22 protein-coding genes and 1 pseudogene are annotated in these 25,675 nt (G+C 65.8%); 7 read left to right on the plus strand and 16 right to left on the minus strand.

From position 1 onward, the window contains the following. Window positions 1-6: 6 nt before the first annotated feature. Both E1832_RS09255 and E1832_RS09260 read right to left on the minus strand, forming a co-directional pair. Complete coding sequence (locus E1832_RS09255) at window positions 7-936, minus strand: ABC transporter permease (protein ID WP_133359461.1); 930 nt, start codon at window positions 934-936, stop codon at window positions 7-9. Further along, window positions 930-1,712, minus strand: coding sequence for an HAD-IIA family hydrolase (locus E1832_RS09260; protein WP_133359462.1), 783 nt, complete (start codon window positions 1,710-1,712; stop codon window positions 930-932). Before E1832_RS09260 ends, E1832_RS09255 begins: the two co-directional genes overlap by 7 nt. Window positions 1,713-1,868: 156 nt before the next feature. Between E1832_RS09260 and E1832_RS09265 the strand changes: the two genes are divergently transcribed. Continuing rightward, window positions 1,869-2,783: a LysR family transcriptional regulator gene (locus tag E1832_RS09265; RefSeq protein WP_133359463.1), complete on the plus strand. Its 915-nt coding sequence runs from the start codon at window positions 1,869-1,871 to the stop codon at window positions 2,781-2,783. Window positions 2,784-2,821: 38 nt separating this feature from the next. Here the strand turns inward: E1832_RS09265 and E1832_RS09270 are convergent, their stop codons facing one another. Next, window positions 2,822-3,208: a DUF302 domain-containing protein gene (locus tag E1832_RS09270; RefSeq protein WP_133359464.1), complete on the minus strand. Its 387-nt coding sequence runs from the start codon at window positions 3,206-3,208 to the stop codon at window positions 2,822-2,824. A 420-nt stretch (window positions 3,209-3,628) separates the two neighbouring features. On the opposite strand from E1832_RS09270, the gene E1832_RS09275 reads away from it, so the two are divergent. The 3 genes and pseudogenes from E1832_RS09275 to E1832_RS09285 all read left to right on the plus strand — a co-directional run bounded on the left by E1832_RS09275 (window position 3,629) and on the right by E1832_RS09285 (window position 8,418). After that, complete coding sequence (locus E1832_RS09275; RefSeq protein ID WP_245513923.1) at window positions 3,629-4,684, plus strand: HlyD family secretion protein; 1,056 nt, start codon at window positions 3,629-3,631, stop codon at window positions 4,682-4,684. A 5-nt stretch (window positions 4,685-4,689) separates the two neighbouring features. Next, window positions 4,690-7,298 (plus strand): annotated as a pseudogene (locus E1832_RS23255) (ATP-binding cassette domain-containing protein). A 1-nt stretch (window position 7,299) separates the two neighbouring features. Next, the gene (locus E1832_RS09285; RefSeq protein ID WP_133359465.1) at window positions 7,300-8,418 is read left to right on the plus strand and encodes an ABC transporter permease; all 1,119 of its coding nucleotides are present in this window, start codon (window positions 7,300-7,302) and stop codon (window positions 8,416-8,418) included. A 192-nt stretch (window positions 8,419-8,610) separates the two neighbouring features. Here the strand turns inward: E1832_RS09285 and E1832_RS09290 are convergent, their stop codons facing one another. From E1832_RS09290 to E1832_RS09335, 10 genes are all read right to left on the minus strand, one after another. Then, window positions 8,611-9,066: a deoxycytidylate deaminase gene (locus tag E1832_RS09290; RefSeq protein WP_133359466.1), complete on the minus strand. Its 456-nt coding sequence runs from the start codon at window positions 9,064-9,066 to the stop codon at window positions 8,611-8,613. 3 nt (window positions 9,067-9,069) lie between these two features. Next, window positions 9,070-10,518 (minus strand): aldehyde dehydrogenase family protein, encoded by a 1,449-nt coding sequence (locus E1832_RS09295; RefSeq protein WP_133359467.1) that lies wholly within the window; start codon window positions 10,516-10,518, stop codon window positions 9,070-9,072. A 16-nt stretch (window positions 10,519-10,534) separates the two neighbouring features. Further along, window positions 10,535-11,416 (minus strand): dihydrodipicolinate synthase family protein, encoded by an 882-nt coding sequence (locus E1832_RS09300; RefSeq protein ID WP_133359468.1) that lies wholly within the window; start codon window positions 11,414-11,416, stop codon window positions 10,535-10,537. 1 nt (window position 11,417) lies between these two features. Further along, window positions 11,418-11,774 (minus strand): 4Fe-4S dicluster domain-containing protein, encoded by a 357-nt coding sequence (locus E1832_RS23110; protein WP_133359469.1) that lies wholly within the window; start codon window positions 11,772-11,774, stop codon window positions 11,418-11,420. A gap of 12 nt (window positions 11,775-11,786) precedes the next feature. Further along, the gene (locus E1832_RS09310) at window positions 11,787-12,563 is read right to left on the minus strand and encodes an enoyl-CoA hydratase-related protein (protein ID WP_133359470.1); all 777 of its coding nucleotides are present in this window, start codon (window positions 12,561-12,563) and stop codon (window positions 11,787-11,789) included. Next, window positions 12,560-13,729 (minus strand): CaiB/BaiF CoA transferase family protein, encoded by a 1,170-nt coding sequence (locus E1832_RS09315; RefSeq protein WP_133359471.1) that lies wholly within the window; start codon window positions 13,727-13,729, stop codon window positions 12,560-12,562. The genes E1832_RS09310 and E1832_RS09315 overlap by 4 nt, the downstream gene beginning before the upstream one ends. 11 nt (window positions 13,730-13,740) lie before the next feature. After that, window positions 13,741-15,105 (minus strand): FAD-dependent oxidoreductase, encoded by a 1,365-nt coding sequence (locus E1832_RS09320; RefSeq protein ID WP_133359472.1) that lies wholly within the window; start codon window positions 15,103-15,105, stop codon window positions 13,741-13,743. A gap of 78 nt (window positions 15,106-15,183) precedes the next feature. Then, window positions 15,184-15,987 (minus strand): ABC transporter permease, encoded by an 804-nt coding sequence (locus E1832_RS09325; protein WP_133359473.1) that lies wholly within the window; start codon window positions 15,985-15,987, stop codon window positions 15,184-15,186. Beyond that, the gene (locus E1832_RS09330) at window positions 15,987-16,799 is read right to left on the minus strand and encodes an ABC transporter ATP-binding protein (RefSeq protein WP_133359474.1); all 813 of its coding nucleotides are present in this window, start codon (window positions 16,797-16,799) and stop codon (window positions 15,987-15,989) included. Before E1832_RS09330 ends, E1832_RS09325 begins: the two co-directional genes overlap by 1 nt. A 5-nt stretch (window positions 16,800-16,804) precedes the next feature. After that, window positions 16,805-17,848, minus strand: a complete 1,044-nt coding sequence (locus tag E1832_RS09335) for an ABC transporter substrate-binding protein (RefSeq protein ID WP_245513925.1) — start codon at window positions 17,846-17,848, stop codon at window positions 16,805-16,807. A gap of 150 nt (window positions 17,849-17,998) precedes the next feature. Here E1832_RS09335 and E1832_RS09340 point away from each other — a divergent pair, with 150 nt between their 5' ends. Continuing rightward, window positions 17,999-18,904, plus strand: a complete 906-nt coding sequence (locus tag E1832_RS09340; RefSeq protein WP_133359475.1) for a LysR family transcriptional regulator — start codon at window positions 17,999-18,001, stop codon at window positions 18,902-18,904. A 452-nt stretch (window positions 18,905-19,356) separates the two neighbouring features. On the opposite strand, the gene E1832_RS09345 is transcribed toward E1832_RS09340, so the two are convergent. Continuing rightward, window positions 19,357-19,770 (minus strand): DUF3307 domain-containing protein, encoded by a 414-nt coding sequence (locus E1832_RS09345; RefSeq protein WP_206021029.1) that lies wholly within the window; start codon window positions 19,768-19,770, stop codon window positions 19,357-19,359. Window positions 19,771-19,981: 211 nt separating this feature from the next. On the opposite strand from E1832_RS09345, the gene E1832_RS09350 reads away from it, so the two are divergent. Further along, on the plus strand, window positions 19,982-22,924 hold the full coding sequence (locus E1832_RS09350) for an ABC transporter transmembrane domain-containing protein (protein ID WP_133359476.1): 2,943 nt from the start codon (window positions 19,982-19,984) through the stop codon (window positions 22,922-22,924). A gap of 195 nt (window positions 22,925-23,119) precedes the next feature. After that, a complete protein-coding gene (locus E1832_RS09355) occupies window positions 23,120-23,968 on the plus strand; it encodes a fumarylacetoacetate hydrolase family protein (protein WP_133359477.1) in 849 nt (282 codons plus the stop codon). Between the two features lie 22 nt (window positions 23,969-23,990). Here E1832_RS09355 and E1832_RS09360 read toward each other — a convergent pair whose 3' ends face one another. After that, window positions 23,991-24,293 (minus strand): ArsR/SmtB family transcription factor, encoded by a 303-nt coding sequence (locus E1832_RS09360; RefSeq protein WP_133359500.1) that lies wholly within the window; start codon window positions 24,291-24,293, stop codon window positions 23,991-23,993. Between the two features lie 108 nt (window positions 24,294-24,401). After that, entirely contained in the window at window positions 24,402-25,634 is a 1,233-nt protein-coding gene (locus E1832_RS09365) for a mandelate racemase/muconate lactonizing enzyme family protein (RefSeq protein WP_133359478.1), read from the minus strand. Between the last annotated feature and the right edge of the window lie 41 nt (window positions 25,635-25,675).

The raw sequence follows: 25,675 nt of genomic DNA on the forward strand, positions 1-25,675 counted from the left end.
GCAGCCTCACGCCTGGACGGTGTGGCGCAGACGCGGATCGGCCCAAGCATAGGCCAGATCGACAGCTGCGTTGATCACGATGACGGCGAGCGCGACGGTCAGCACACCGAATTGCAGTACCGGGTAGTCCCGCCGCAGGGCCGAGTTGACCAGCAGATCGCCGATGCCGGGCCAGGCAAAGATCGCCTCGATCACCACCGATCCGGCGGCGGCGAGGCCGGCGACCTGAAGCCCGATCACCGACAGGATGGTGATGCCGGCGTTGCGCAGCCCGTGTTTGACGATGACGCGGCCCTCGGGCAGGCCCTTGGCCCGGGCGGTGCGCATGAAGTCCTGGCCCAGCACGTCCAGCATGGCGTTGCGGGTGAACCGGGTGAGCGCTGCGATCAGCACGCCGGCCATGGCGATGGTCGGCATGATGAAATGCAGCGGCGTGCCGTTGCCCACCACCGGCAGCCAGTTCAGCCAGTAGGAGAAGACCAGCACCATCACGATGGCCAGCACGAAGTTCGGCACCGCATAGCCGAGAAAGGCGACCATCATCACCGCGCTGCCAACCCAGCTCTTGCGCCAGATCGCGGCGGCGATGCCCAGCGGGATCGACACCAGCAGCGTCAGCGCGACCGCCGACAACAGCAGCTGGGCCGAGGGCCAGATCCGCTCCAACACGATCTGGCTCACCGGGCGGCGCTCGATGAACGAGAGGCCGAACTGCCCGTCGGTAAAGGCGCGCAGAAAGGCCAGGTACTGGCTGAACAGGGGCTTGTCCAACTCGTAGTAAGCGATGAGAAGTTCGCGGTCCTCGCTTGTGATCCCTTCGCCGACGACGAAATCGACGGCGTTGCCCGACAGGCGGGTGGCGAAAAACACGATGGTGACGATCACGAAAAAGGTCAGCGCCATCCGGGTCAGGGTGCGCAAGGCATAGCTCAGCATGGGACGGCTCCGGTTATCCGGCCGGTGCTCGGTGGCAGGGCGGGCGCCGCGCCGGGGCGTTCAAGGCGGAGAAACTCGATCCCCGCGGCGGCGGCGGCCCGTCCGTCGGTCTCGGGGGTGTCGCCGATGAAGACGGCCGCGCCGGGGGTGACGCCGGCGCGCCGCAACGCCTCGCGCGGCAGGTCGGGGGCGGGTTTGCCCAGACTCGTGGCGACGGCCCGGGGGCTGATCGCCGAGATCGCCGCCCAGAGCGCGCCGGTCTCGGGCTGCGGCGTGCCGTCGGCGCCGGGATGGCTGGGGTCGGGATTGGCGAGGGTCACCGGCACACCGGCATGGGCCAGCGCCGCAATGCGGGCGATGTCGTCAAAGTCCAGCGACCGGTCGCGCGCCAGCACCACCATCTGAGGCCGGTCGAGATCGCGCCTCAGGCCCAGACGCTCGGCCAGCGCCTGCAATGGCGGATCGGCGAACAGCGCCAGCCGCGAGCCGGGCTTCGCCACCTGAATCGCGCGCAACGTCATCTCGCCGGCCAGCACGATCCGTTCGGCCGGCAGATCGAGGCCCAGCCGGGCCAACCGCACCGCGAGGGTCTCGGCGGTGTCGGATGAGTTGTTGGAGACGATCCACAGCCGATCGCCGCAGCGCGCGAACAGGTCCGGCACATCCGGCAGCACCGTGTCGCCGGAGATCAGGCACCCGTCGAGATCGGCCAGGATAGCGGCGCGGTCCGGCCAGGGGCCGTTCAGAAAATAGGTCAGTCGGACCGGGTCGGTCATGCCAAAATCTCTCCTTTCGGGGCGATGCCCCGCCCGCGCCAATGCCGGCGCCGGTGCTGGTGGTGTCAGGGACCGGTATCTGGCCGGTTGTCTGGAAGGGGATATGACGGCGGGTTGTAACCGTGCCGTTACGATTGAAAGTGTATGCTTCAGGTCATGAAAGCATTGGTTTCAAATACGGTGCCCGGTCTTTCGCTTTCGCGTTTGCGCGCCCTGACGGCGGTGGCGGAAGAGGGGTCATATTCCGCGGCGGCGCGCCGAATCGGGGTTTCGCACTCGGCCGTGGCGCAGCAGGTCCGCGATCTGGAGCGGGCGCATGCGATTCACCTGTTCGATCGGGTGCGCGGGGTGCTGCGCCCGACGCCGGCCTGTCTGGAGCTGTGCGATATAGGCAACCGGATGCAGGAAGCCGAGCGCGATGCCGTCCGCGTGCTCGCGCGTCGCGGGCCGACGGGGCAGCACCGGCTGCGCGTGGGGCTGGGCAATTCGATGCCTGGCATCGCCCTTGTCGGGCGCGTGCTGGCGCAGCATCCGACCCTGACCGTCACGGTGGGCAGCGGCTCGCATCAGGAGATTATGGCGGCGGTCTCCCGGCGCGAGGTCGATGTCGCGGTCCTGCCCGATCTGCCCGCGGACACTAGGTTCCGCCGCGCGCCGGTGCTGAGCCAGGAGGTGGTGGCGATCGTCTCGCCCGGCAATCCGATGGCGGACCGGGGCGAGGTGACGCTGGAGGATCTGGCGGCGAGCCCGCTGGTGTACCGTTCGCCCGGATCCTCGACGCAGAAGGTCGTCGACCGCGCCTTTCGTCAGGCCGGGTACGATCCGCAGCCGCGGCTGACGGCGGACACCCGCGACGCGGTCTATGAGGCGGTGGCGCTGGGCATCGGGGTCGGTTTCATGTGGCGGTTCGGAACCTATCGCGCCGACACCGTGCGCCGTATCCGGGTGCCGGAGTTCCGCTCGACCGTGGATGAGGTGGTCTTTGCCCTGGCCGACGAGAAAAACGCGCTGGTCGATCTGTTTTTCAACGTCGCCGGACAATTCCGTCCCGAAACGATCATGCAGATCTGACCGGCGCGTGGCTGCCGGTCAGGGTGCTGTCCGATCTTTCACGCGGCCTCGATGGCGGCCTTGAGCATTTCTCCCACCTGACCGGCCACGGCCTGAAGTTCGCCGTTGTCGATCGCGGCCATCGAGGCAGAGGGGTCGATGGCGCTGACCTCGGTGCCGCCGTCGATCTCGCGCAGGATCACGTTGCAGGGCAACATGGCGCCGACGCGCGGTTCGAGGCCGATGGCCTTGTAGGCCATGGTCGGGTTGCAGGCGCCCAGGATGCGATAGGCGTCCATGTCCACGTCGATCTTCTTTTTCATCGTGGCCTGGACGTCGATTTCGGTCAGCACACCGAAGCCGGCATCGGCCAGCGCCTTGCGCACGCGCGCGTCTGCATCGGCGATCCCGACGCCGCCGAGAACACGGTCATATGTATAGCTCATTTTCTTCTCCTTTGGCGATTTGACCTGGCGACCGTCGGATCCGGGGCAGGACGCCGGTTTGCGGTCGAATGCTGCCACAGGATGGCCGGGTTTGACAGGTTCGTTTCCCCGGCAGAGGCGTACACCCGCGCGAGGCGGGACCGGCGCGTCAGGGTTCATACGGCGGCGTCCGGGTCCGAGCCGCCGGGGGGAGCGGGGCGACAGTAGCCCTCTGTCCGACGCGGAACACTAAACCTCCCGGATTCGCGCAAAGGTTGCTCTGCGCCGCCGCGCGCGGGACCGCGGGCTGCAACGTCAGCGGTTCCCTTCTTTTTCCCGCCGATCTACCCTGAACCCGCCCCTGATTGCGCGAGTCGAGCGGTTGCGATCGAATAGAAATGCTGTGGCAGATCCCCATTCCTTTAGGTTTTTCAAGTCGCGATGGATAACACGATCTTTTTCAAGAACGGCCGGATGCCCGGCGTAATGCGGACCCGCCCGGTTGCTGCCCTTCTGGGTGCGCTGGCGCTTGTTACCATGGGCGCGATGCCTGGTCTGGCCGAGGGCCGGTTCGAGGCATTGCTGGAGAAATTCGGCAAAGCCAGCGCTGCGGAGGATATATATCATTCCAACGGCCGGCTCGAGGCGCAGACGGTCGATGCGGCGACGAAATACGCCGGACGGCTCACCAGCGTCACCGTGCGGGAGGGGGATCTTCTGACCGCGGGCGAGGTGATCGCACAGATGGAAACCTCGGACGCCATGGCCAAGCTGAATGGCGCCAAGGCCGCGGTGCTGCGGTCGCGGGCCGCCAAGGCGCTGTCGGAGGCCACCCTGATGCAGGCGCAAAGCACGTTCGACGTGGCGCGCATCACCTATGAACGGGCGGTGAAGCTGCACGAGAGCGGGACCACCGCGCAAAGCGTTCTGGACGATGCGACCAATACGCTGAACAGCGCCAAGGCCTCGGTCGCGATGGCCAGGGCCCAGATCAGCGACGCCGAGGCGCTGATCGCTGTGAGCGAGGCGGAAGAGCAGCAAGTCCAGCTCATGCTCGACGATCTGACCATCAGGGCGCCGCTTCGCGGACGGGCGCTGTACCGGCTGCACGAGCCGGGCGAGGTGATCGCCGCGGGCGCGCCGGTGGTCACCATGCTGGATCTGACCGATGTCTACATGAACATCTACCTGCCGGCGGTGGTGGCGGGGCGGCTGGCGCTGGGCGACGAGGCGCGGCTGATCCTCGACCCGATCCCGGATCAGGTGGTGCCGGCGCGGATCACCTTTATCTCGCCGGATGCGCAGTTCACCCCGAAGAACGTGGAAACGGCGGAGCAGCGCGAAGAACTGGTGTTCAGGGTCCGGCTGACGGTGCCGCGCGCGCTGCTGGAACGGTTCGAGGACCGCATCAAGACAGGGGTGCGCGGGATCGGCTTTGTCCGCACCAACCCGGTCGCCGACTGGCCCGCACATCTTCAGGTCCGGATTCCGGACTGACGCTGATGGATTTTGTGGCTCAGCTTGGCGGCGTGACGCATCGCTACAACGCCCATCGCGCGCTTGACGACGTATCGCTCGACATCCCGGCCGGAAAGATGGTGGGGCTGATCGGGCCGGACGGCGTCGGTAAATCCACCCTGCTGGGACTTGTCGCCGGTGTGCGCAGGCTTCAGCAGGGGCGGATCAAGGTGATGGGCCGGGACATGCGCGACCGGCGCGCGCGGGCGGAGCTGGGATCGCGGATCGCCTACATGCCGCAGGGGCTGGGTCGAAATCTCTATCCGACGCTGAGCGTTCGGGAAAACCTCGATTTCTTCGGACGCTTGTTCGGGCAGGCCAGTCGCGAGCGGTCCGCGCGGATCGACATGCTGTTGGAGGCAACCGGTCTGGCCCCGTTTCCCGACCGGCCGGCGGGCAAGCTGTCCGGCGGGATGAAGCAGAAGCTCAGCCTGTGCTCGGCGCTGATCCACGATCCCGATCTGCTGATCCTCGATGAGCCGACCACAGGGGGCGATCCGCTGTCGCGCCGCCAGTTCTGGGATCTGATCGACCGCATCCGCACCCATCTGGGCAACACCAGCGTGCTGGTCGCCACCGCCTATATGGAAGAGGCCGAACGCTTTGACTGGCTGGCGGCGATGAACGGCGGCGCCGTGATCGCCACCGGCGCGCCGGCCGCGTTGCGCGAAAGCACCGGCAGCGCGACGCTGGAGGAGGCCTTCGTCAGGTTGTTGCCCGAGGACGAGGCGCGCGATGCCGGTGTCACTCTGCGGCCGCGGCGGCAACAGGACAGCGGCGTGCCGGCGATCGAAGCGTCGGGGCTGACCATGAAATTCGGCGATTTCACCGCCGTGAACGATGTCAGCTTCAACATTCCCGAGGGCGAGATCTTTGGCTTTCTCGGGTCGAACGGATGCGGCAAGTCAACGACCATGAAGATGTTGACGGGGCTGCTGACGCCCACGGCGGGGCAGTCGAAACTTTTCGGGCAGACCCTGCGTTCCAATGACATGACGGCCCGGCGGAACATCGGCTACATGTCGCAAAGCTTCTCGCTCTATGGCGAGTTGACGGTTCGCCAGAACCTGGAACTGCACGCGAAACTCTACGAGATTCCCGGTGACCGCCGCGCGGCGAGAGTGACAGAGGTTCTGGAGGATTTCGAGCTTGCCGAGGTCGCCGACGCAATGCCGGAGCGGCTGCCGCTGGGCATACGGCAGCGGTTGCAACTGGCCGTGGCGGTCATCCATGACCCAAAGGTTCTGATCCTGGACGAACCCACCTCGGGCGTCGATCCGGTGGCGCGGGACGGGTTCTGGCGCAAGCTGATCTCGCTGTCGCGCGATCACGGCGTGACGATCTTCATCTCGACCCATTTCATGAGCGAGGCGGAGCGCTGCGATCGCATCTCATTGATGCATGCGGGCCGGGGATGGTGGCCTCGCCGCCAAACACCGGCATCCGGGACGTCGCCTCCCCGGTCGTTGTCTCATCGGCGGCGCGGCTTTGGGCCTATAGCTGGCGCGAGGCGCTGGAACTGGTGCGGGATCCGATCCGCATGTTCTTTGCGCTGGCCGGGCCGGTGATCCTGATGATTACGATGGGATACGGGATCTCCTTTGACGTCAACAGGCTGAGCTTTGCCGTCAACGATCAGGACCACACCCCCGAAAGCCGCTATCTGACCGAGGCCTTCACCTCGATCCCGCAATTCGAAGAGGGCCCCGGGTTCGCCACCCTGGACGAGTTGAACGACCGGATGGGCCGGGGCGAGCTGACGGTGGCGTTGGAAATCCCGGATGGATTCGGCAGGGCGCTGCATCAGGGCACCACCATGCCGGAACTGTCGCTGTGGATCGACGGCTCGATGCCGTTCCGCGCCGAGACCGCGCGCGGCTATGCGCTGGGCCTGCTCTCCTGGTTCTCGGATCAGCTGAAGACCGAGGCCGGCCTGAGCACCGCCAGCACGGTTTCCATCGAGACGCGGTTCCTGTTCAACCAGGCATTCAAGAGCGCCTATGCCATGGTGCCCTCGATGCTGATGCTGATCCTGATGCTGATCCCCGCGATCATGTCCACGATCAGCGTGGTGCGCGAGAAAGAGACCGGGACGATCGCCAATTTCCGCTCGACCCCGGTGCGGCGGGTCGAGTTTCTGATCGGCAAGCAGCTGCCGTATATCGCGGTGGCCACGGTCAGTTTCTGGATGCTGGTGGCCTTGGGGCGATGGGTTTTCGGCATCCCCTTTTCGGGCTCGCTTCCGGCGCTGGCGCTGGCCGCGCTGCTTTATGTCGCCGCCACCACCGGGTTCGGTCAGGTGATGTCGGCCTTTACCCGGACCCAGGTCGCCGCGGTCTTTGCCACCGCGGTGATGTCGATCATTCCGGCGGTGAATTTCTCGGGCCTGATCACGCCGGTCTCGACTCTGGACGCCTCGGCGCGGGCGATCGGGCTGTCCTTTCCCGGGGCGTGGTTTCAGCCGGTCTCGGTCGGGACCTTCCTCAAGGGATTCGGTTTCGGCGATATTGCGGTTAACCTGATCATCCTGGCGCTGTTCTGCCTTGCCTACCTGCTGCTCGCGGTGCTGGCGCTGCGCAAGCAGGAGGCCTGAGATGCGGCGTTCCATGCTCAACACCCTGCGCCTGATCGTCAAGGAGTTGCGCGCCCTGCGCGGCGACAAGGTGATGATTGTGCTGATCCTCTATGTCTTCACCCTCGCTGTCTGGCTGGTGTCGATGGCTGCCTCGACCGAGGTTCACGACCTCTCGGTCGCGGTGGTGAACGAGGATCACAGCCCGCTCTCGGAGCGGCTGATCGACTCGATACAAGAGCGGTTGTTCGCCCCGCCTGACCTGCTGTCGCCGGACGCGGCCGCGCGGGCGCAGCTTGGCGGCGCCTATGTGATCGTCCTGACCATCCCGCCGAGGTTCGAACAGGATCTGCGCACGGGGCGTGAGGCGACGCTGCTGCTGTCGGTGGACGCGACGGCGGTGGCCTTTGCCGGAAATGGGACAACCTATTTGACCATGGCCCTGTCGCAGGCGCTGGACGACTATCTGAAACCGGGCATGGCCGACAGTGCGCTGGTCGATGTGGTCTTTCGCAATCGCTACAACCCCAATCTGCGCGCCGCCTGGTTCACCTCGGTGATGCAGCTGATGAGCAACGTCACGATCCTGATGCTGATCCTGTCGGGCTCTTCGATGATCCGCGAACGCGAACACGGCACCATCGAACATGTCCTGGTGATGCCGGTACGCCCGCATGAAATCGTGCTGTCCAAGATCGCGGCGATGGGGCTGGTGATCCTGATCGCCTCGGTGGCAAGCCTGCTGATCGTGGTGCAGGGGGCGATGGGGGTGCCGGTGGCAGGCTCGCTGTGGCTCTACATCCTCGGCGCGGCGGTCTATGTGGTGGCGATCGGATCGCTGGGGCTGATGTTGGCCAGCTTTACCCGCAACATGGGCCAGTTCGGGCTGTTGGTGATTCCGATCATCGTCATCCTCTACCTGCTCTCGGGGGGGGTGACGCCGCTGGAATCTATGCCGGATTGGCTGCGCATCGTGATGCTCTGGGTGAACCCCTCGGCCCATTTCGTGACTTTCGCGCAGTCGGTGCTCTATCGCGGCAGCGGTCTGTCTCTGGTCTATCCCGAGTTGCTGGCGATCGGAGCGATGGCGGCGGTCGCGCTGACGCTGGTGCTGTCGCGGTTCCGCAAGATCCTGTCGTGACGGACGGACCTGCCCCGGGCGCAGGCCGCAGGCGCCGCCGCTGTCTGCCCCTGCCGCAGGCGCGCCGATCCGTTCCCGGCTGTCGAGGGCAGAGGGCAGGCTTTGGCGCGGTTCCTTTTCCCCCAAGTGGCGCGCCGCGCGCGGCATGGATGCAAACGCCCCGGGCCGCCAGCCATGGGGCAATTGGCCAGTTCACATGCTGACCGCCTCCACCTGAACGCCGGCCTCGGCCAGCAGGGTATCGGACACCGCAAAGCTGTAATCGAGCGCGCCGTCGTTCTCGGGCCTAGGCGGGCTGACGACGCGGGCGATGCCGCTCTGGATAATGGCGCGGGCGCAGTCGGCGCATGGGAAACGGGTCACGTAGATCGTACATCCCGCAAGTGCTGCGCCCGACCGCGCGGCATTGTAGATCGCGTTGCGCTCGGCATGTTCGATCCAGTGGAATTTCTCGCCGCTGGCCCGGTCGAAACGGGTGTCGTCGTCGGCCCGGACGCCGCGCGGCAACCCGTTGTAACCGCTGGCGCGGACCTCGTGGCCTGCGCCGACAATCACTGCGCCGACCTGGAAATCCCGGTCCTCGGACCAGGACGCCATTTCGGCGGCGAGCGCGAGGAAGCGGTCCGTCCAGACCTGTTCCGATGTCATGGCTCAGCCCGCCGCGATATAGGCGGTCTTGACCGCCGTGTAGAACTCGACCGCGTAGCGCCCCTGTTCGCGGGCGCCGTAGGACGAGCCTTTGCGTCCGCCGAAGGGGACGTGGTAATCGACCCCGGCGGTGGGAAGGTTGACCATCACCATCCCCACCTGCGACCGGCGGCGGAAGGCGCTGGCGTGTTTCAGGCTGGTGGTGCAGATCCCGGCCGAGAGGCCGAACTCGGTGTCGTTGGCCACCGCCAGGGCCGCGTCGAAATCAGTGACCTTGATCACCGAACCGCAGGGGCCGAAGATTTCCTCGCGGTTGATGCGCATGTCGTTGGTGGTGCCCAGGAAAAGCGCCGGCGACTGGTAGAAACCGTCCTTGTTCAGATCCAGCCGGTCGCCGCCCATCACCTCGGCCCCCTCCTGCCGGGCCAGGGCGACATAGTCGAGGTTCGACTGCAACTGCTTGGCGTCCACCACCGGGCCGATCTGGGTCGCCGGATCGCGCGCATCGCCCACGGTCAGCGCCTGCATCTGGCGGGTCAGTTCGTCGACGAAGGCGTCGTGAATACCCTCGGTCACGATCAGCCGCGACGACGCGGTGCAGCGCTGGCCGGTGGAGAAGAAGGTGCCGTTGAGACAGGCCGGAACCGCGACCGACAGGTCGGCGTCATCGAGCACCACCATCGGGTTCTTGCCGCCCATTTCCAGCTGGACCTTCTTGCGCAGCCGGCCGCAGGTTTCGGCGATGCGGTGGCCGGTGGCGACCGAACCGGTGAAGGAGATCGCGTCGATGTCCGGGTGGGTGACCATGGCCTCGCCCACGGTCGAGCCGCGCCCCATCACCAGGTTGAACACGCCGGGCGGGCAGCCATGGCGATGCAGCGCCTCGGCGATGACATGGGCGCAGCCGGGGGTCAGGTCCGCCGGTTTCAGGATCACGCAATTGCCGTAGGCAAGCGCCGGCGCCGTCTTCCACGCCGGGATGGCGATGGGAAAGTTCCACGGCGTGATCAGCCCGACGATGCCGACCGGTTCGCGGGTCACCGCGACGTCGATCCCCGGCCGCACCGAGGGTTGCAGATCGCCCGCCACGCGCAGCGCCTCGCCGGCGAAGAATTTGAACACCTGGCCGGCGCGGGTGGTCTCGCCGATGGCCTCGGCCAGGATCTTGCCCTCTTCGCGGGCCAGCAAATGGCCGATTTCGTCCTTGCGCGCCAGAAGTTCGGAACCGACCGCGTCGAGGATGTCGTGCCGGAGTTGCGGGCTGGCTTCGGCCCAGGCCGGCAGCGCCGCCTTGGCGGCATCGACGGCCGCGTCGACCGCCGTGGCTTCGGCGCTGGCATACTGCCCGATCACGTCTGAGGTGTCCGAGGGGTTGATGTTGGCGCGGGTCGCGCCGGCGGTCACCCATTCGCCGCCGATCAGGTTGGTGAAACCGTCTTGGGTATCTTTCATGATTTTCTTCCTCTTGTCAGGCGGTGACGGTCGAAACGACCGGCACATGATGGTCGAGCGCCGCAATCTGTGCCGTGCTGAGCGGCATGAAGGGCGGCAGGGTGTGGGTCCAGTCGGCGGCACCGGTGCGGCGGGCGACCAGATGCTTGACTGCGGGGATCAGCGGCTGCGCGGAGATCGCGGCCCGCAGTTCGGCGATGTCCTCCGCCAGTTCCGCGGCACCCGGCCCGCCGCGCAGCAGTCGGGCGCAGAGCGGCGCGCTGTGGTTGACGGTGGCCGAGATGCAGCCGGCAAAGCCGGCTTCGCCGGCCTGCGGCAGGCTGGTTTCCGAACTGGGAAACACCCGCAACGCCGGCATCGCTGCGGCAAGGCGGCGGCAATAGTCGAGATCGCCGGAGGAATCCTTGATCCCGTCGAACCGGTCAGGCGCGATCCGGTGCAGGTCTGCGATGACCTGCTCGGAGATCGCGAAACCGGTCATCTGGGGGTAGTTGTAGAACCAGACCCGGATCGGCCGGTCGCCCAGCGCCGCGTGCAGTTCGCTGTACCAGCGCAGCAACCCGTCATCGCTGGGCGGGGTGTAGTAATAGGGCGGCAGCACCAGCGCCACCGGATAGCCAAGATCGTCGGCATGGGTGGTCAGGGCAATGGTTTCGGCCAGCGACGGGGTGGCGGTTCCGACCATCAGCCGCGCGGTATCAAGGCCCCGCGCCGCCCATTGCATGACGCGCCTGCGGGTTTGGCTGTCGAGGGAATTGGCCTCTCCGGTCGAGCCGAGGACGTTCAGCCCGTCGCAGCCGTTCGCCAGCGCCCAGCGTGCGTGCTCCAGAAACAGCGCCTCGACCGGCTGGCCGGTGCTGTCCACCGGGGTAGGAATGGCGGCGATGATGCCTTGCATCTCATTCTCCTAAAATCTGTTGCACCACGGGCCTGCGCCCGAGATGGGTGGCAAGCTGGGGCGGATCGCGCAGCGGTTCTGTCCCCCGATACCAGCCGCCGGGTTCCTCCAGCTCGCCCTCGGCGGTCAGAAAGGCCGCGCGGTTGATGGCGGCAAAGGGGGCGTTCTCGGCGTCAAGCTCATCATCGTAGCGGATGGCGTCGACCGGGCAGATGCTTTCGCACATGCCGCATTCGATGCATTCGGTCGGGTGGATGTAGAACATCCGCCCCCCCTCATAGATGCAGTCCACCGGACAGGAGGTGGTGCAGACCCCGTCCTTGACGTCGATGCACTGGCTCTGGATGACAAGTGGCATGGCCGGTCCCGCTCACTTGCCACGCCAGACCGGCGGACGTTTTTCGCGGAAGGCGCGAACGCCCTCTTCGGAGTCTTCAGATGCCAATGCGGCGACCAGCGCAGGCGTGCGCAGATCGCGGGCCTCCTGCGGGGTAAGATGGGCGGTGCGGCGTACCGTGTCCTTGATCGCAGCGACCGAGAGCGGCGCGCAGGAAAGGATGTCGGCGACCCAGGCCGCGACCTCGGTATCGAGATCCTCGGGTGGCACCACGGCGTTGACGAGGCCATAGCGGGCCGCATCGGTTGCCGAGAGGGTCCGCCCGGTCATCATCAGCCCGGCGGCGACGTTGCGCGGGATCAGTCGTTGCAACGCCACCATGCCGCCGTCGAGCGGCAGGCGGCCGACGCGGGCCTCGGGCAGGCCGAATTTCGCGGTGTCCGAGGCGATCACGATATCGGCCCCCAGCACCATTTCGAACCCGCCGCCCAGCGCCAGACCATTGACCCGGGCGATCACCGGCACGTTGAGACTGCCGCGCAGCGCGATGCCGCCAAAGCCGTTGGGATTGCCCGCCGCCCAGTACTCCAGCCCGCTGAGCGCGTTTTGCGATTTCATGTCCGCCCCGGCGCTGAAGGCGCGCTCGCCCGCGCCGGTCAGCACCACGCAGCGGATGTCGCTGCGCCCCTCGATCTGCGCCCAGATGCGCTCCAGCGCGGCCTCGGTCGCGGCATCGACAGCGTTCATCCGGTCGGCGCGGTCGATGGTGACGCGCGCGACCTGTGCCTCGACCTCGAACCGGACGCTCATACCGCCTCCTTACGGGCCCGGGCGTTCAGGCCGAATTCGCGGATCACCTCGTCGGTGTGTTCGCCCAGTTTCGGCGGCGCGTGGCGGATCACCACCGGCGCCTCGCTCAGATGCACGGGCGAGCCGACCAGCGTCAGCGCGCCGAGGATCGGGTGTTCGAGATCGACCAGCATGTCGTTGATCCGGGTCTGCGGATCCTCCAGCGCCTCGCCCAGCGAGCGGACCGGCGCGCAAAGCAGATCCTGCGCCTCGAGCCGGTCGATCCAATGGGCGGTGGTATCGGTGGCGAAAACCTCGCGGAAGCGATCCTGAAGATAGGGTTTGTTGGCACGCTGCTCGGTCAGGGTGGGATAGCTCGGCGACAGATCTTCGATCCCGAGCGCGGTGCAAATATCTTTCAGCGGGTTCTGTTTGAAGGCCCCCACAACGACCACAGCGCCGTCGGTGGTGTCGAACACACCGGTGAGCGGCATGGCGGCCCAGTTCAGCACCTCGCGATGCCGGGTCCATTGGGCGGCCTCCTGCATCTGCATGGCGATGATCGAGTCGTAGAGCGAGACCGCCACCTTTTGCCCGCGCCCGGTCCGGTGGCGCGCCAGCAATGCGGCAAGGATGCCCTGCACCAAATGCATTCCGGCGGTGTAGTCGCACAGCGTGGTGGGATAGATCGACTTGGGGATCGAGGGATCCTGGGTTTTCTCCATCACCCCGGTCATGGCCTGGGCCAGCACGTCCTGGCCGCCCTTGTGGGCATAGGGACCGACCTCGCCAAAGCCGGTGCCCGAGGCGCAGATGATGCCTGGGTTGATCTTTTTCAGCGTGTCAAAATCAAAGCCCAGCCGCTTCATCACCCCGGCGCGGAAGTTGTCGACCACCACGTCGGCCCGGGCGACCAGGTCGTAGATCATCCGGCGCCCCTCGTCGGACTTGGTATCGATCTCGACCGAGCGCTTGTTGCGGTTGAGCGAGGCGAAGACAGCGTTGTTCATCGCCTCTTCCGAGGTTTCACCGAAGAAGTTGCGCGACAGATCGCCCGCACCCGGACGCTCGATCTTGATCACGTCGGCGCCGAAATCGGCCAGCATCTGGGTGGCGCAGGGGCCCATCATCACCTGGGTGAAATCGAGGACGCGCACGCCCTCCAGCGGATACTGATCTTGGGTCATTTCATCCTCCTTCACGCGTCGACCGCGTCTGCGACCAGGGCATTGGCCGAGGGCAGGTCGCCCGGATCGGCGCCCTGGGCGCGCATCTGTTTCTGGATTGCCGTCACATCGACGTCGCGCAGGGCGCAACCGGCGTTCAGCGCCTGCGTCACCGCGACGCCCGCCGCCTCGCCCTGGGCCATGCAGGGCGGGATTTCGCGCGATTGCTTCTGCGCCTCGCTTTCCACCGAGTAATGGCGGCCGGCGACGATCAGGTTGTCGATGCCCTTGGGCAGCAGCGCCCGGTAGGGGGTGTAGTAATCGCGGCCGCGGCAGACGCTGTCGGCGAAGTGGCGGCGTTTGCGCACATCGTCCCGGGTCACCACATATTCGCCCTGCAACAGGCGGGTCTGGCGGATGCCCATCTGTTCGGCGGCGCCCAGCATCCGGGCATTCTCGAACCCGGGAAGGTTCTTGCGGGCAAAGTCGAGCAGCGCCATCATCCGGCGGCGACCCTCGTATTCGGCCTCGACCATGTGTTCGGGCGAGAGGCCGTCATAGCCCGGCATATGCGGGCAGTTGCACCAGACCACACCGGGCAGCGGCGTTTTCAGCCACCACATGCCCCAGGCGCCGCCGATGACGCGGCGCGCTTCGCGATCGAGCTTCTTGTACTCTTCGGGGTTCTCGTATTCGAAGGCCTCGGCGCGGGCGGTGTCCACGTCCATCAGCCGGAACACGGTGGTGACGATGAATTGCCCGGTGATGAAGGAGGCCCCGGCGGAGCTGGCAACGTCGAGATCGCCGCTGGCGTCAACCACCATCTTCGCGCGGATCGCCTGGCGGCCCAGCTTGGTCTGGACGATCACACCGGTGATCCGGCCGTCATCCATCAGCGCCTCGGAGAACCAGGAGTGGGTCCGCAGTTCAACCCCGGCCTCGCGCACCAGGTCCAGGCTGACCCGTTTCCACACATCCGGGTCGAAGGCCACCGCGTGGATGATCGGCTGCGGCATGCCCTGCTTGTGAAAGTCGATGCAGCCCCAGCGCGACCACTTGCGCCACATCTCCCAGTTGGTCAGGCAATCCGCCGACGGGGGATAGACGGCGCCGTCCTGCCGTTCCATCCGCTCGACGAATTCGCTGACGATGCCGGTGGTGACGACCTCGTTGCCTTCGTTCACCATGTCGTCGAGCACCAGAACCATGCCGCCGGAGGCCATGCCGCCGAGGTGGTGATACCGCTCCACCAGCGTCACCCTGGCCCCGTTGCGGGCGGCGGAGACCGCGGCGGAGAGCCCGGCGGGCCCGGCGCCGATCACCACCACATCGGTGTCGGAAACCACCGGAACCTGTTCGCTGCGGGACGTGATATGATCTTTGATTGGGTCGGTCATTTGGACAAACTCCTCCTGTCGCGCCGCGGGGAAACTTTGACCCATGGCGTTTTTTCGATTTTAATTCAGTTTGTTAATCTACCAGCGGACGATCCGGCGTTCGGCCAGGGAAACCAGCGCGAACATCAGAACCGACAGCCCCGAGGACATGAAAACCGTCGCGTAGAGCAGCGGCGAGTTGAAGTTGAAGGTCGCGTCGATGATCAGCGCGCCCAGCCCCTTATCCGCCCCGACCCATTCGCCGACGATGGCGCCGATGACCGAGGTCGTGGCCGAGATCTTGAGCGCCGAGAACAGGAAGGGCAGCGAGGATGGCAGGCGCATCTTCCAGAACACCTCGGACTTGCTGGCGGACAGGATCCGGGCCAGTTCCAGCGCCTGCGGGCTGATCGACTGTAGCCCGCGCACCATGTTCACCAGGGTGGGGAAAAAACAGATCAGCGCCGCGATCACCACCTTGGCTGTGAGGCCGGGTCCGAAGATCAGCACGAGGATCGGGGCGATGGCCAGGATAGGGATGGTGTTGATGAAAACCGCGATGGGAAAGAAGGCCCGCTCGACATTGCGTGAATGGACGAACGCGATGGCGATCAGGATGGCGGCGATGTTGCCGACGGCAAATCCCGCGATGCTTTCGAACAGCGTCGGCCAGAAGTTCTGCATCAACAAGGGAAACTTGTCGATCAGCGTGGCGGCAACGTCCGACGGGGCAGGGGCGATATAGGTGGGTACCCCAAACGCCTTGACGCCCACCTGCCACAGCGCGATCAGCCCGGCGGCGGTCGCCAGCGGCACGGCGCCTGCCATCAGTTTCCGGCGGCGCGCCTCGGCGCGGGCCTCGGCCTCCGGATCGGGGGCGGGGATGTTTTCTGCGATAGCCATCAGCAGGTCTCCAGCAGGTCGCGCAGGTAGCCGCAATAGTGGGTGAATTGCTGCGTGTCGCGCAGCTTGGTCGTGCGCGGTTCGGGCAGGTCGATCCCGACCACCTCGCGCAGGCGGCCGGGATTGGCCTGCAGCATCACGACCTTCTGGCCGAGGAACACCGCCTCGGAAATCGAGTGGGTCACGAACAGGATCGTGGTCCCGGTTTCGCGCCAGATGTCCAGCAGTTGCAGGTTCAGGCGGTCGCGGGTCATCTCGTCGAGGGCACCGAAGGGTTCGTCCATCAACAGCAGCTTCGGCTGACAGACCAGCGCCCGCGCAATCGCCACGCGCTGGCGCATGCCGCCCGAAAGCTCATGCGGCAAAGCCTCCTCGCGGCCCTTCAGCCCGACCAGCTCCAACAACTCGCGCGGGCTGCGGCGGCCGATGGGGATGTCGACGCCGCGTTTGCGCCCGATTTCCAGCGGCAATTCCACGTTCTTCAGCGCCGACCGCCAGGGCAGCAAGGCGGCGTCCTGGAACACAAAGGCGAACTCGCGTGCCAGCCGCGCGGCCTCGGTCGTCTTGCCCAGAACCGAAACCTCGCCCGAGGCGGCCGGGATCAGGTCGGAGACCAGCCGCAGCATCGTCGACTTGCCGCAGCCCGACGGCCCAAGGATGGTGTAAAATGATCCTGCCTCGATATCGAGGTCCAGCCGGTCGATGGCGGTGAACGCGCCGAAGCGTACCGAGGCCCCTTTCAGCGACGCGGCGAGCGCCCCTTGCGGGGCGGTCACCGGGTCGCCGGCGGCGATGTCGTTGGCGGCCATCATCGCGGTCACCCGAACGTCGGCCGCGCCGCGGCGATCTCGTCGAGCACCGAAAGCGTCATCACGTCGTCAACCGCGGGCGCGGCATTCTCGAACTGGCCAAGCCGGTCGTAGGTGCCGATCTGATCCTGCCAGTTCTCGCGCGTCATGGTGCCCCAGCCGCGCGCCGCGGTGGCCTCGTTGAAGCTGTAGTCCAGCACCATGCCGACGGTCTTGAGCTCGTTCTCGCGGTTCAGGTTGGGATAGCGTTTGACCAGGATCTCCACCGCCTCTTCGGGGTTGTCATGCACCCAGCCCCAGCCCCGCGCGATCGCGCGCAGCATGCCGCGCACCTGTTCGGGGTGGTCGGCCAGCGTCCTGTCGGTGACGTAGTAGGGATTGGCATAAAGCCGGATGCCCGCATCCCAGAGCGTCATGTCCACCCGCGCATCGCCCAGAACCTCCAGCGCGCTGGTGTTGGTTTTCCATCCGGTGACCACATCCACCTGGCCGGTCATCAGCGGCGCCATGTCCGAGCCCATCACCAGCACCTCGACATCGTCCTCGGAAATGCCATTCCTGGCCAGCAGCGCCTGCAGCAGGATCCGCGCTGTGCCGTTGGTGGCGACCGTCTTGCCGATCAGGTCCTTGGGTTCGCGCACTGGGTTCCGCTCAAGCGAGAAATACGTGAACGGATGCTGCTGATAGCCGGCGGCGATGCATTTCACCGGCAACCCCTGTGAGCGCGCCAGCATCAGCGACGGGCTGGAGGAAATCGAGCCGATGCTCGCCCGCCCCGAGGCGACCGAGGCGACCCCATCCACGTTCGGGCCACCCGGCACCACGTCGAGGGCGAGCCCCTCGTCAGCGAAGAACCCCTGTTCGGCGGCGGCCACCTCGCCCAGAATGCCGTTGCTGGCCAGCCAGCCGAGTTGCAGCGTCACCGTCTGCATCCCGCTCGCACCGGCCGGGGCGATCGAGAAGAGATTGCCGGTGAACGCAGCGCCGGCGGTGACACCAAGGGATTTCAATAGAGCGCGCCGCGAGACGCCACGGGTCATGTCGGTCTTCATACTGTTTTTCTCCTGTCGGGATATCGGCGGTTTGGTCGTTTGATCGACCTTGTGAAAATGACTGTAGAATCCGGATGGGTGATGCAGGTAGAACAAAGTTCCGCCAACAGTGGTGCATATTTCGCACCACCCCATCTGACCGGTGATCCGATGCACTCCATCTTTCTGAAATACTTCGACGAAGTTGCAAGACAGGGCTCCATCCGCAAGGCCGCGCTGATCCTCAATGTTTCTTCCACATCGGTGAACCGCAAGATCCTCAGCGTCGAAGGGCGGCTGGGCATCTCCTTGTTCGACCGCACCCCGGAGGGCGTCAAACTGACCGCCGTGGGGACGCTGCTGCTCGAACATTGCCGCAAGGTGCTGCACGATTACGAGCGGACCCGAGTGCTGATCGACGACATGCGCGACCTGCGCACCGGCCATCTCAACATCATCTCCATCGACTCGATCACCGTCGGCGGCCTGCCGCGGGCGATCAATGAATTTTCCAAGGTCTATCCCGACATCTCGATCTCGGTCACCACGGCGCAACCCGAGGATGTGGTCGAGGCGGTGGCGGCGGGCGAGGCGGAAATCGGCGTCGCGTTCACCTTTGCGCCGCATCCGAACGTGCGTGTGCTGTCGGAGAAATCGGCGCCCTTCGGCGCGCTGGTCCGGCCCGATCACCCGCTGGCGGGACGGGCCAGCGTCACGGTGGAGGATCTGGCGGGCTACCGGCTGGTGCGGACCATCGACGCGCGGGGTCGCAACTCGATCATCGACCAGGCGATGACCTCGCTGGTGACCCCGCTTTCGACCCATATCTTTACCAACACCCTGTTCCTGGCCAAGGACATGATCCTGTCGAACCAGGGCATCGGTCTTTATACCAAGATCGGGTTTTACGACGAGGTGCAGCGCGGGGATCTGGCCTTCATCCCGCTGATCGAAGAGACGCTGGGCAATATCCGGGTTGGCGTCATGGTGTCGGCCTCGATGGCCATCGATCCGGCGAAACGGCTGATGTGTGACACCATCGGCCGCGAGATGAGCGGTATGCGGCTCGACTCCTGAACATTCCGCCGGAAACCGAACCGGCGCTTTGCCCCGTCTTGCGATCCGGCCCGCGCCGCGCCCTTCGGCCCGCCCGCAGCGACGCCTTGCGCAGCCAGCCGATCCCGAACGGGAGCAAGAGCACGCCGGGCACCAGGTCAACAGGCTCACCGTCACAGGGTCCGGCAACGGCCCCAGCGCCACAGCGATGCCGCCCAGCCTGGCCCGCGCCGCTCCGGTGCCGGAATGGCCAGGCGCCAGCACGATGGGGAAGGCCTCGACGACCCCGACCACCGAGGCCGGAAACGCCGCGCTGATGGCGGGGGCCGCAGACGACCCGTCATGCATCATCGGGTTGCCGGTACGCGAAAGCTGTTCAGCGGTGGTCGCGGGTTTCCCGGATCATCGCCCCTCGGCGCCGGTGTCGCGGCGGGCGGTCATCCGGTTACCCCCTCGGGCGTGACAGGGCCGTCTCAGACGGCCCATTCCACCCAGGCCCAGACCATTGTCACATAGGTAAGCTGGTGCATCGCCTGATCCGCCCCGGTGGCCCGCCAGAAGGCCGGTTTGGATGGATCGAGCGCCTTGCGATCGCAATGCTGCCCCTTCCAGTAATCGATATGGAAGTGAAGCAACCATTCGGCGGCCACCACCGCCAGGATGAACAGCACCGGCGCGCCAATCAGCCCGAAGGCGACGATCGAGCCCAGCACGTGAACCCCGGCATGTTGGGCGCGTCCCACATGCCAGTAGCCGCCGCGCCCGGACAGCATTCGCGGTGTCTGCAGGTAGAAATCGGCAAACATATGCTTGATCTGCAAAAGGCAGATCAGGATCAGAAGCGTACCGATGGTTCCGGTCAAGGGCGGATCCCCCAATTGGGTCATGCTGAAAGCTTACGGGTTTCGCACCGACCCTGCAATTGTCTGTGTCGACCGGCCGGCCCGGGGTGCGGTGGCTTGTCACATATGGCGTTGCCACCTATCGTGGCGCAAAGGTCATTCTCCTTAACCGTCCTGCCGTGGGATTGATGCCATAGAACCCTCGCTTTTCCGCTTCATCTGGAACTATTCCAAACGCGACCAGCTTGTTCTGCTCATGGTCACCACGACGCTGTTCCCGATGCTCTACCTGACGCTGGAACTGCCCAAGCGGATCATCAACGATGCGATCGGCTCGCAGAGCGAGACGATCACCGCCTATGGCTTCACCTTCGATCAGGTGACCTTCCTAGCGATCCTGTGCATTGCCTTCCTGCTGGCGGTGCTGGCGCACGGGCTGTTGAAGATGCGCATCAACACGATGAAAGGGGTGATGTCGGAGCGCATGCTGCGCCGCTTCCGCTATCAGCTCATCGCGCGCATCCTGCGGTTTCCCCAGCCCTATTTCGAGCGCGTCAGCCAGGGTGAGCTGGTCTCGATGGTCACCGCCGAGAGCGAGCCGATGGGCGGGCTGATGGGCGACGCGATCAGCCAGCCGGTGCTGCAGGCGGGACAGATGATCACCATTCTGGGGTTCCTGTTCCTGCAAAGCTTCTGGTTCGGACTGGCGGCGGTGGCCTTGATCCCGTTGCAGGGCTGGCTGATTCCCAAGCTGCAACGCCAGATCAACCTGTTGAACAAGAAACGCATCCAGGAGGTCCGGGTGCTGGCCGCCGCCATTGGCGAAAGCGCGGCGGGCGCCAGTGCCCTGCGGCTCAATGGCGGCTGGCGTTACCGGATGGCGGCGATTACGGAGCAGCTTGGCCGGCTGTTCAACATCCGGTTCGAGATCTATCAGAAGAAATTCTTCATGAAGTTTCTCAACAACTTCATCGGTCAGCTGACCCCTTTCTTCTTTTTCTCCATCGGCGGTTATCTGGTGCTGCAGGGGGCGGTGTCGCTGGGCGCGCTGGTGGCGGCGCTGGCAGCCTACAAGGATCTGTCGAGCCCGTGGAAGGAGCTTCTGACCTATTACAACCAGACCCAGGACATGGCGTTGCGCTGGGAAGTGATCACAGAACGGTTCGCGCCGCCGGGCATGGTCGATGAGAACCTGTTCAGCGGCGAGCCGGAGGAGTTGCCGCGGCTGACCGGGGATATCGTTCTGGATGGGGTGACGGTGCAGGACGCGGACGGCAATCTGGTGCTGGAGGATCTCACCGCAACGCTGCCGGGCGGATCGGTGATCGGCATCGCCGCCCCCAGCGAAGAGGACCGCCGCGCCCTGTCCGAACTGTTGACGCGGGAATTGCTGCCCAGCAGCGGCCGGCTGCGGATCGGCGAGCATGACCTCTCGGGGCTGCATCAGGCGGCGATCGCGGCGCGGATCGGCCATGCCTCTTCGCGCCCGGTGTTGTTCCAGGGCACCTTTGGTGAAAATGTGATGATGCCGCTGCGGATGCGCCCGCTGTCCGAGGGCAGCGACGCGGTGCATTACGCCGAGGCGCAGCGCGCCGGCAACAGCGCCGATCCCTTTGACGCCGAATGGCTCGATCCGAAGCTGGCGGGGCTGGACGACCCGGAGGCGCTGCGCGCCTGGTGGCTGAGTCTGGTGCAGGGGATGGGTTCGGGCTCGGCGCTGTTCCGGCGCGGGCTGGAGCAGCGTTTCGATTCGTCCGACCACCCGGAACTGGCCGCCAAACTGGTCGAGGTGCGCCCCATCGTGCAGCAGGCGGTGCGCGACGCGGGGCTGCGGGCGCATGCGTTCTTCTGCAAGCCCGATCTCTACAACCCGGCCCTGCCGGTGGGTGAGAACCTTCTGTTCGCCACACCGCGCCAGCCGATCACCCGCGAATTGCTGGCCGGGCGGGCCGATTTTCTGGCCCAGATGCGGACACTGGGGCTGGACGAGACGCTGCTGGATCTGACCCGCGACGTGATCGACATGCTGCGGCAGATCTTCGGTCTCGACGGCACCGATCACCCGCTGTTCCGCAAGCTGGGGATCGACGCGCAGACCTATGAGACGGCGGTCGAGCTGGTGGAGAAGACCCGCGGCGGCGCGGCGGCGGTGAGCGGCGCGGATATGGCGCTGTTGTTCATGGTGCCTTTCCGGATCTCGGCCGAGCAGATCGGCCCGGCCTTTTCCGAGGATCTGAAGACGCGCATCCTCGAGCTGCGCGCGGGCCATGCACTTGAGCTGCAGGACAGTCTGGGCGACCTGTTTGCCCCGCTCAGGATGGATGCCTTCGCGCCCGGGCTGACGGTGCTGGAGAACGCGCTGTTCGGAAAGATTTCGGATGCGGCGGGCAGCAAGGCCGATGAGTTGCGCAAACTCGTGGCGACGGTGCTGGAAGAGAACGGCGCGCAGGATCTGGTGATCGAGCTGATTTATGACGTGCCGATCGCGTTGGGCGGGCAGAATCTGCCGGGGCTGTTCGCCGAACCGCTGGCCTTCAGCCGCGCCACGATCAAACGGCCCGACATCCTGATCCTGGATCAGGCGCTGGCCAGCTATGACATGCAGACCCAGGCGGCGGTGTTCCGCAACCTGCGCGCGCTGCTGCCGGAGACGACGCTGATCTATATCAACGAGAGTTTCGAGAACGAAACCGTCTTTGACCTGTTCCTCGAGTTGCGCCAGGGCCGTCTGGTCAGCGAAGAGGCCGATACCGGGGGCGAAGAGGACGGCGGCGCCCGCGCCGACCTGGCCCGCAAGCTGCGGGCGCTGGAACAGACGCCGCTGTTCTCCGGGCTGAACCGCAAGCAGCTCCGTCTGCTGGCCTTTGGCGCCCGTTGGTATCAGGCGCCTGCCGGCGAGGTGGTGTTCCTCAAGGGCGATCAGCCCAAGGACGGCGCCTATATGGTGATCGAGGGGGAGGCGGGTCTTTATCTGCCCAAAGAGGGGACGGCGGACCAACTGATCGCCAAGGTCGGGCCGGGCACGCTGGTGGGCGAGCTGGGGCTGATCCGCAAGGAACCGCGGGCGCTGAGTATGGTTGCGGAAACCGACCTGAGCTGTCTGCGGATCGGCGAGGAGGAGTTTCTAGCCGTGGTCGAAAACGACGCCGCGACCGCCTTCAAGCTGTTGCAGGTGGTGGCGGGCTACGTTTCGAACTGATGTCGCGTCTTTGGTGGCGGTTGCGCTCGGAAATGGCGTCGCCTATGGCGTCGCCATGCCTCCGGAGGAGATATCGGGGTCAAATAGAGAGCGGGCCGGCAACCTGAGCGGCGGCAGCCCCCGCTCTGCTCGGTGCCGGGCATTGAATCACAGGGACAGGGGCGCAGGCCCCGGAACAGGCTGAGGGAGAGTAAGATGAAATTGCTGCGCTATTTCGAGGGTGACACGGTCCGTCCCGGTCTGCTGGATGCGGCGGGAGTGATCCGGTCGCTGGCCGGTGAGGTCGCGGATATTTCCGGCCCGGCGCTTGATGCGGCCACGCTTGCGCGGCTCGCGGCGCTGAACCCCGACAGCCTGCCCCGGGTCGAGGGCGCGCCGCGTCTGGCCCCCTGTGTCGGCGGCGTGGGAAAGTTCATGTGCATCGGGCTGAACTATTCCGATCACGCCGAAGAGGCGGGCATGGCGATCCCCGAACATCCGATCCTGTTCCTGAAGGCGACCTCGGCGATTGCCGGGCCGCAGGACGATATCGTGATCCCGCGCGGCGCGCGCGCGGTCGACTGGGAGGTTGAGCTGGGCGTGGTGATCGGCAAGGCGGCGAAATATGTTTCCGAGGCCGAGGCGCTGGACCATGTGGCCGGCTACTGCGTGGTCAACGATGTGTCCGAGCGCGATTTCCAGATCAAGCTCTCGGGTCAGTGGACCAAGGGCAAGTCCTGCGACAGCTTTGGCCCGATCGGCCCCTGGCTGGTGACCCGCGACGAGGTGGCCGACCCGCAGGCGCTGGATCTGACGCTCGACGTGAACGGGCAGCGGATGCAGGCGGGCAATACCGCGACGATGATCTTTTCCGTGGCGCAGATCATCTCGCATCTGTCGCAGATGATGACGCTGCACCCGGGCGACGTGATCGCCACCGGCACGCCGCCGGGCGTCGGCATGGGCATGAAGCCGCAGCCGGTCTATCTGAAACCCGGCGACCGCGTCCGGACGGAGATCGAAGGGCTGGGGATGCAGAGCCAGAGCATACGCGCCGACGATTGAGCGGCGCGCAGTGCAGGCCCGGTCAGCTCTGGCTGCCGGGCTTGTCCTTGCCGCAGAACAGGGAATAGAGCAGCTCGATCACCTGTTCGGTCTTGGCGTCGGCGAGCGCGTAAAAGATCGTCTTGCCCTCGCGCCGGGTGCTGACCAGCCCCTCGTCGCGCAGCCGGGCGAGCATCTGGCTGACCGCTGCCTGGCGGATATTCAGCAATGCCTCCAGTTCGCCCACCGATTTTTCGCCGGTGCCCAGATGGCACAGGATCATCAGCCGCCCCTCATGTGCCAGCGTCTTCAGGAAGGCGGCGGCGTCATTGGCCCGCGCGGCCATGTCGCCGGGCGTTTCGGGGGGAAGGATTGATATGGTCTGGACAGCCAAGAAACAAACACCCATGAAATTCGTATACAGGGACATAATGCCTCAATTTTCCTGGTCAAGTCATCCTTCTATCGCAGGGGCGCCGCCCTGAAAGGCGTTTCCCTCGACATAATCGCAGGGCGCCTCGCGCATTTCGAGGTGCAAACCGGTTCCGGTATAGGGGTGGGCGCGCGCCAGCGCCTCGTCCACCTCGATTCCCAGTCCCGGCGCCTCGGGTGGGGCGATGAAGCCCTCCTCGACCCGGATTGTCCCCTTGATCAGCGCGTCGTGGAATGGGGTTTCGATGGTTTCGCACATCAGGATATTGGGGATCGAGGCGGCCAGATGGATGTTCGCGGCCCATTCCACAGGCCCGGCATAGAGATGCGGGGCCATTTGCGCGTTATAGACCTCGGCGAGCGCCGCGACCTTCTTCATTTCCCAGATGCCGCCGGCGCGCCCGAGGGCGGGTTGCAGGATACTGGCGGCGCCCGATGCCAGCACGGCGGCGAACTCGGCCTTCGTGGTCAGCCGCTCGCCGGTGGCGACGGGGATGCGCACGGATTGGGCGACGCGCGCCATCTCTGCCACATTGTCGGGCGGCACCGGTTCCTCGAACCAGAGCGGCGCATAGGGCTCCAGCGCCTGGCCCAGGCGAATCGCCCCTGCGGTTGAGAACTGGCCGTGGGTGCCGAACAGAAGGTCGGCGCGGTCGCCCACCGCGTCGCGGATCGCCTTGCAGAAGGCGACCGACATCGAAATGTCGGACATCGCCGGCATGTGCCCGCCGCGTAGGGTATAGGGACCGGCGGGGTCGAATTTCACCGCCGTGTAGCCGCGTGCGACGCAATCCGCGGCGGCCTCGGCGGCCTGGTCAGGGGCGGTCCAGAAATCGGTCAGGTTATGCCGGGGCAGGGGGTAGAGATAGGTGTAGGCGCGGATGCGGTCGTTCATCCGCCCGCCGATCAGCGCGTGCACCGGGCGGCCGCGATCCTTGCCAAGGATGTCCCAGCAGGCGATCTCCAGCCCGGAAAAGGCGCCCATCACGGTCAGGTCGGGCCGCTGGGTGAAGCCCGAGGAATAGGCGCGGCGGAACATCAGCTCGATGTTTTCCGGGTTCTCGCCCTCCATATGGCGGGCGAAGACGTCGCGGATCACATGGGTCATCGCCACCGGGCCGACGGAGGCGGCATAGCATTCGCCCCAGCCGGTGATGCCGGTATCGGTGGTGAGTTTCACCAGGATCCAGTAGCGCCCACCCCAGCCGGGCGCCGGCGGCGCGGTGACGATGACCTCGAGATCGGTGAGTTTCATTCGCGCCTCCCAGAGGGAGCCGGGCCGGTGCGCGGCCTCCG

This window comes from Antarcticimicrobium luteum, assembly GCF_004358185.1.
In the GTDB taxonomy this organism is placed as follows: Bacteria; Pseudomonadota; Alphaproteobacteria; order Rhodobacterales; family Rhodobacteraceae; genus Antarcticimicrobium; species Antarcticimicrobium luteum.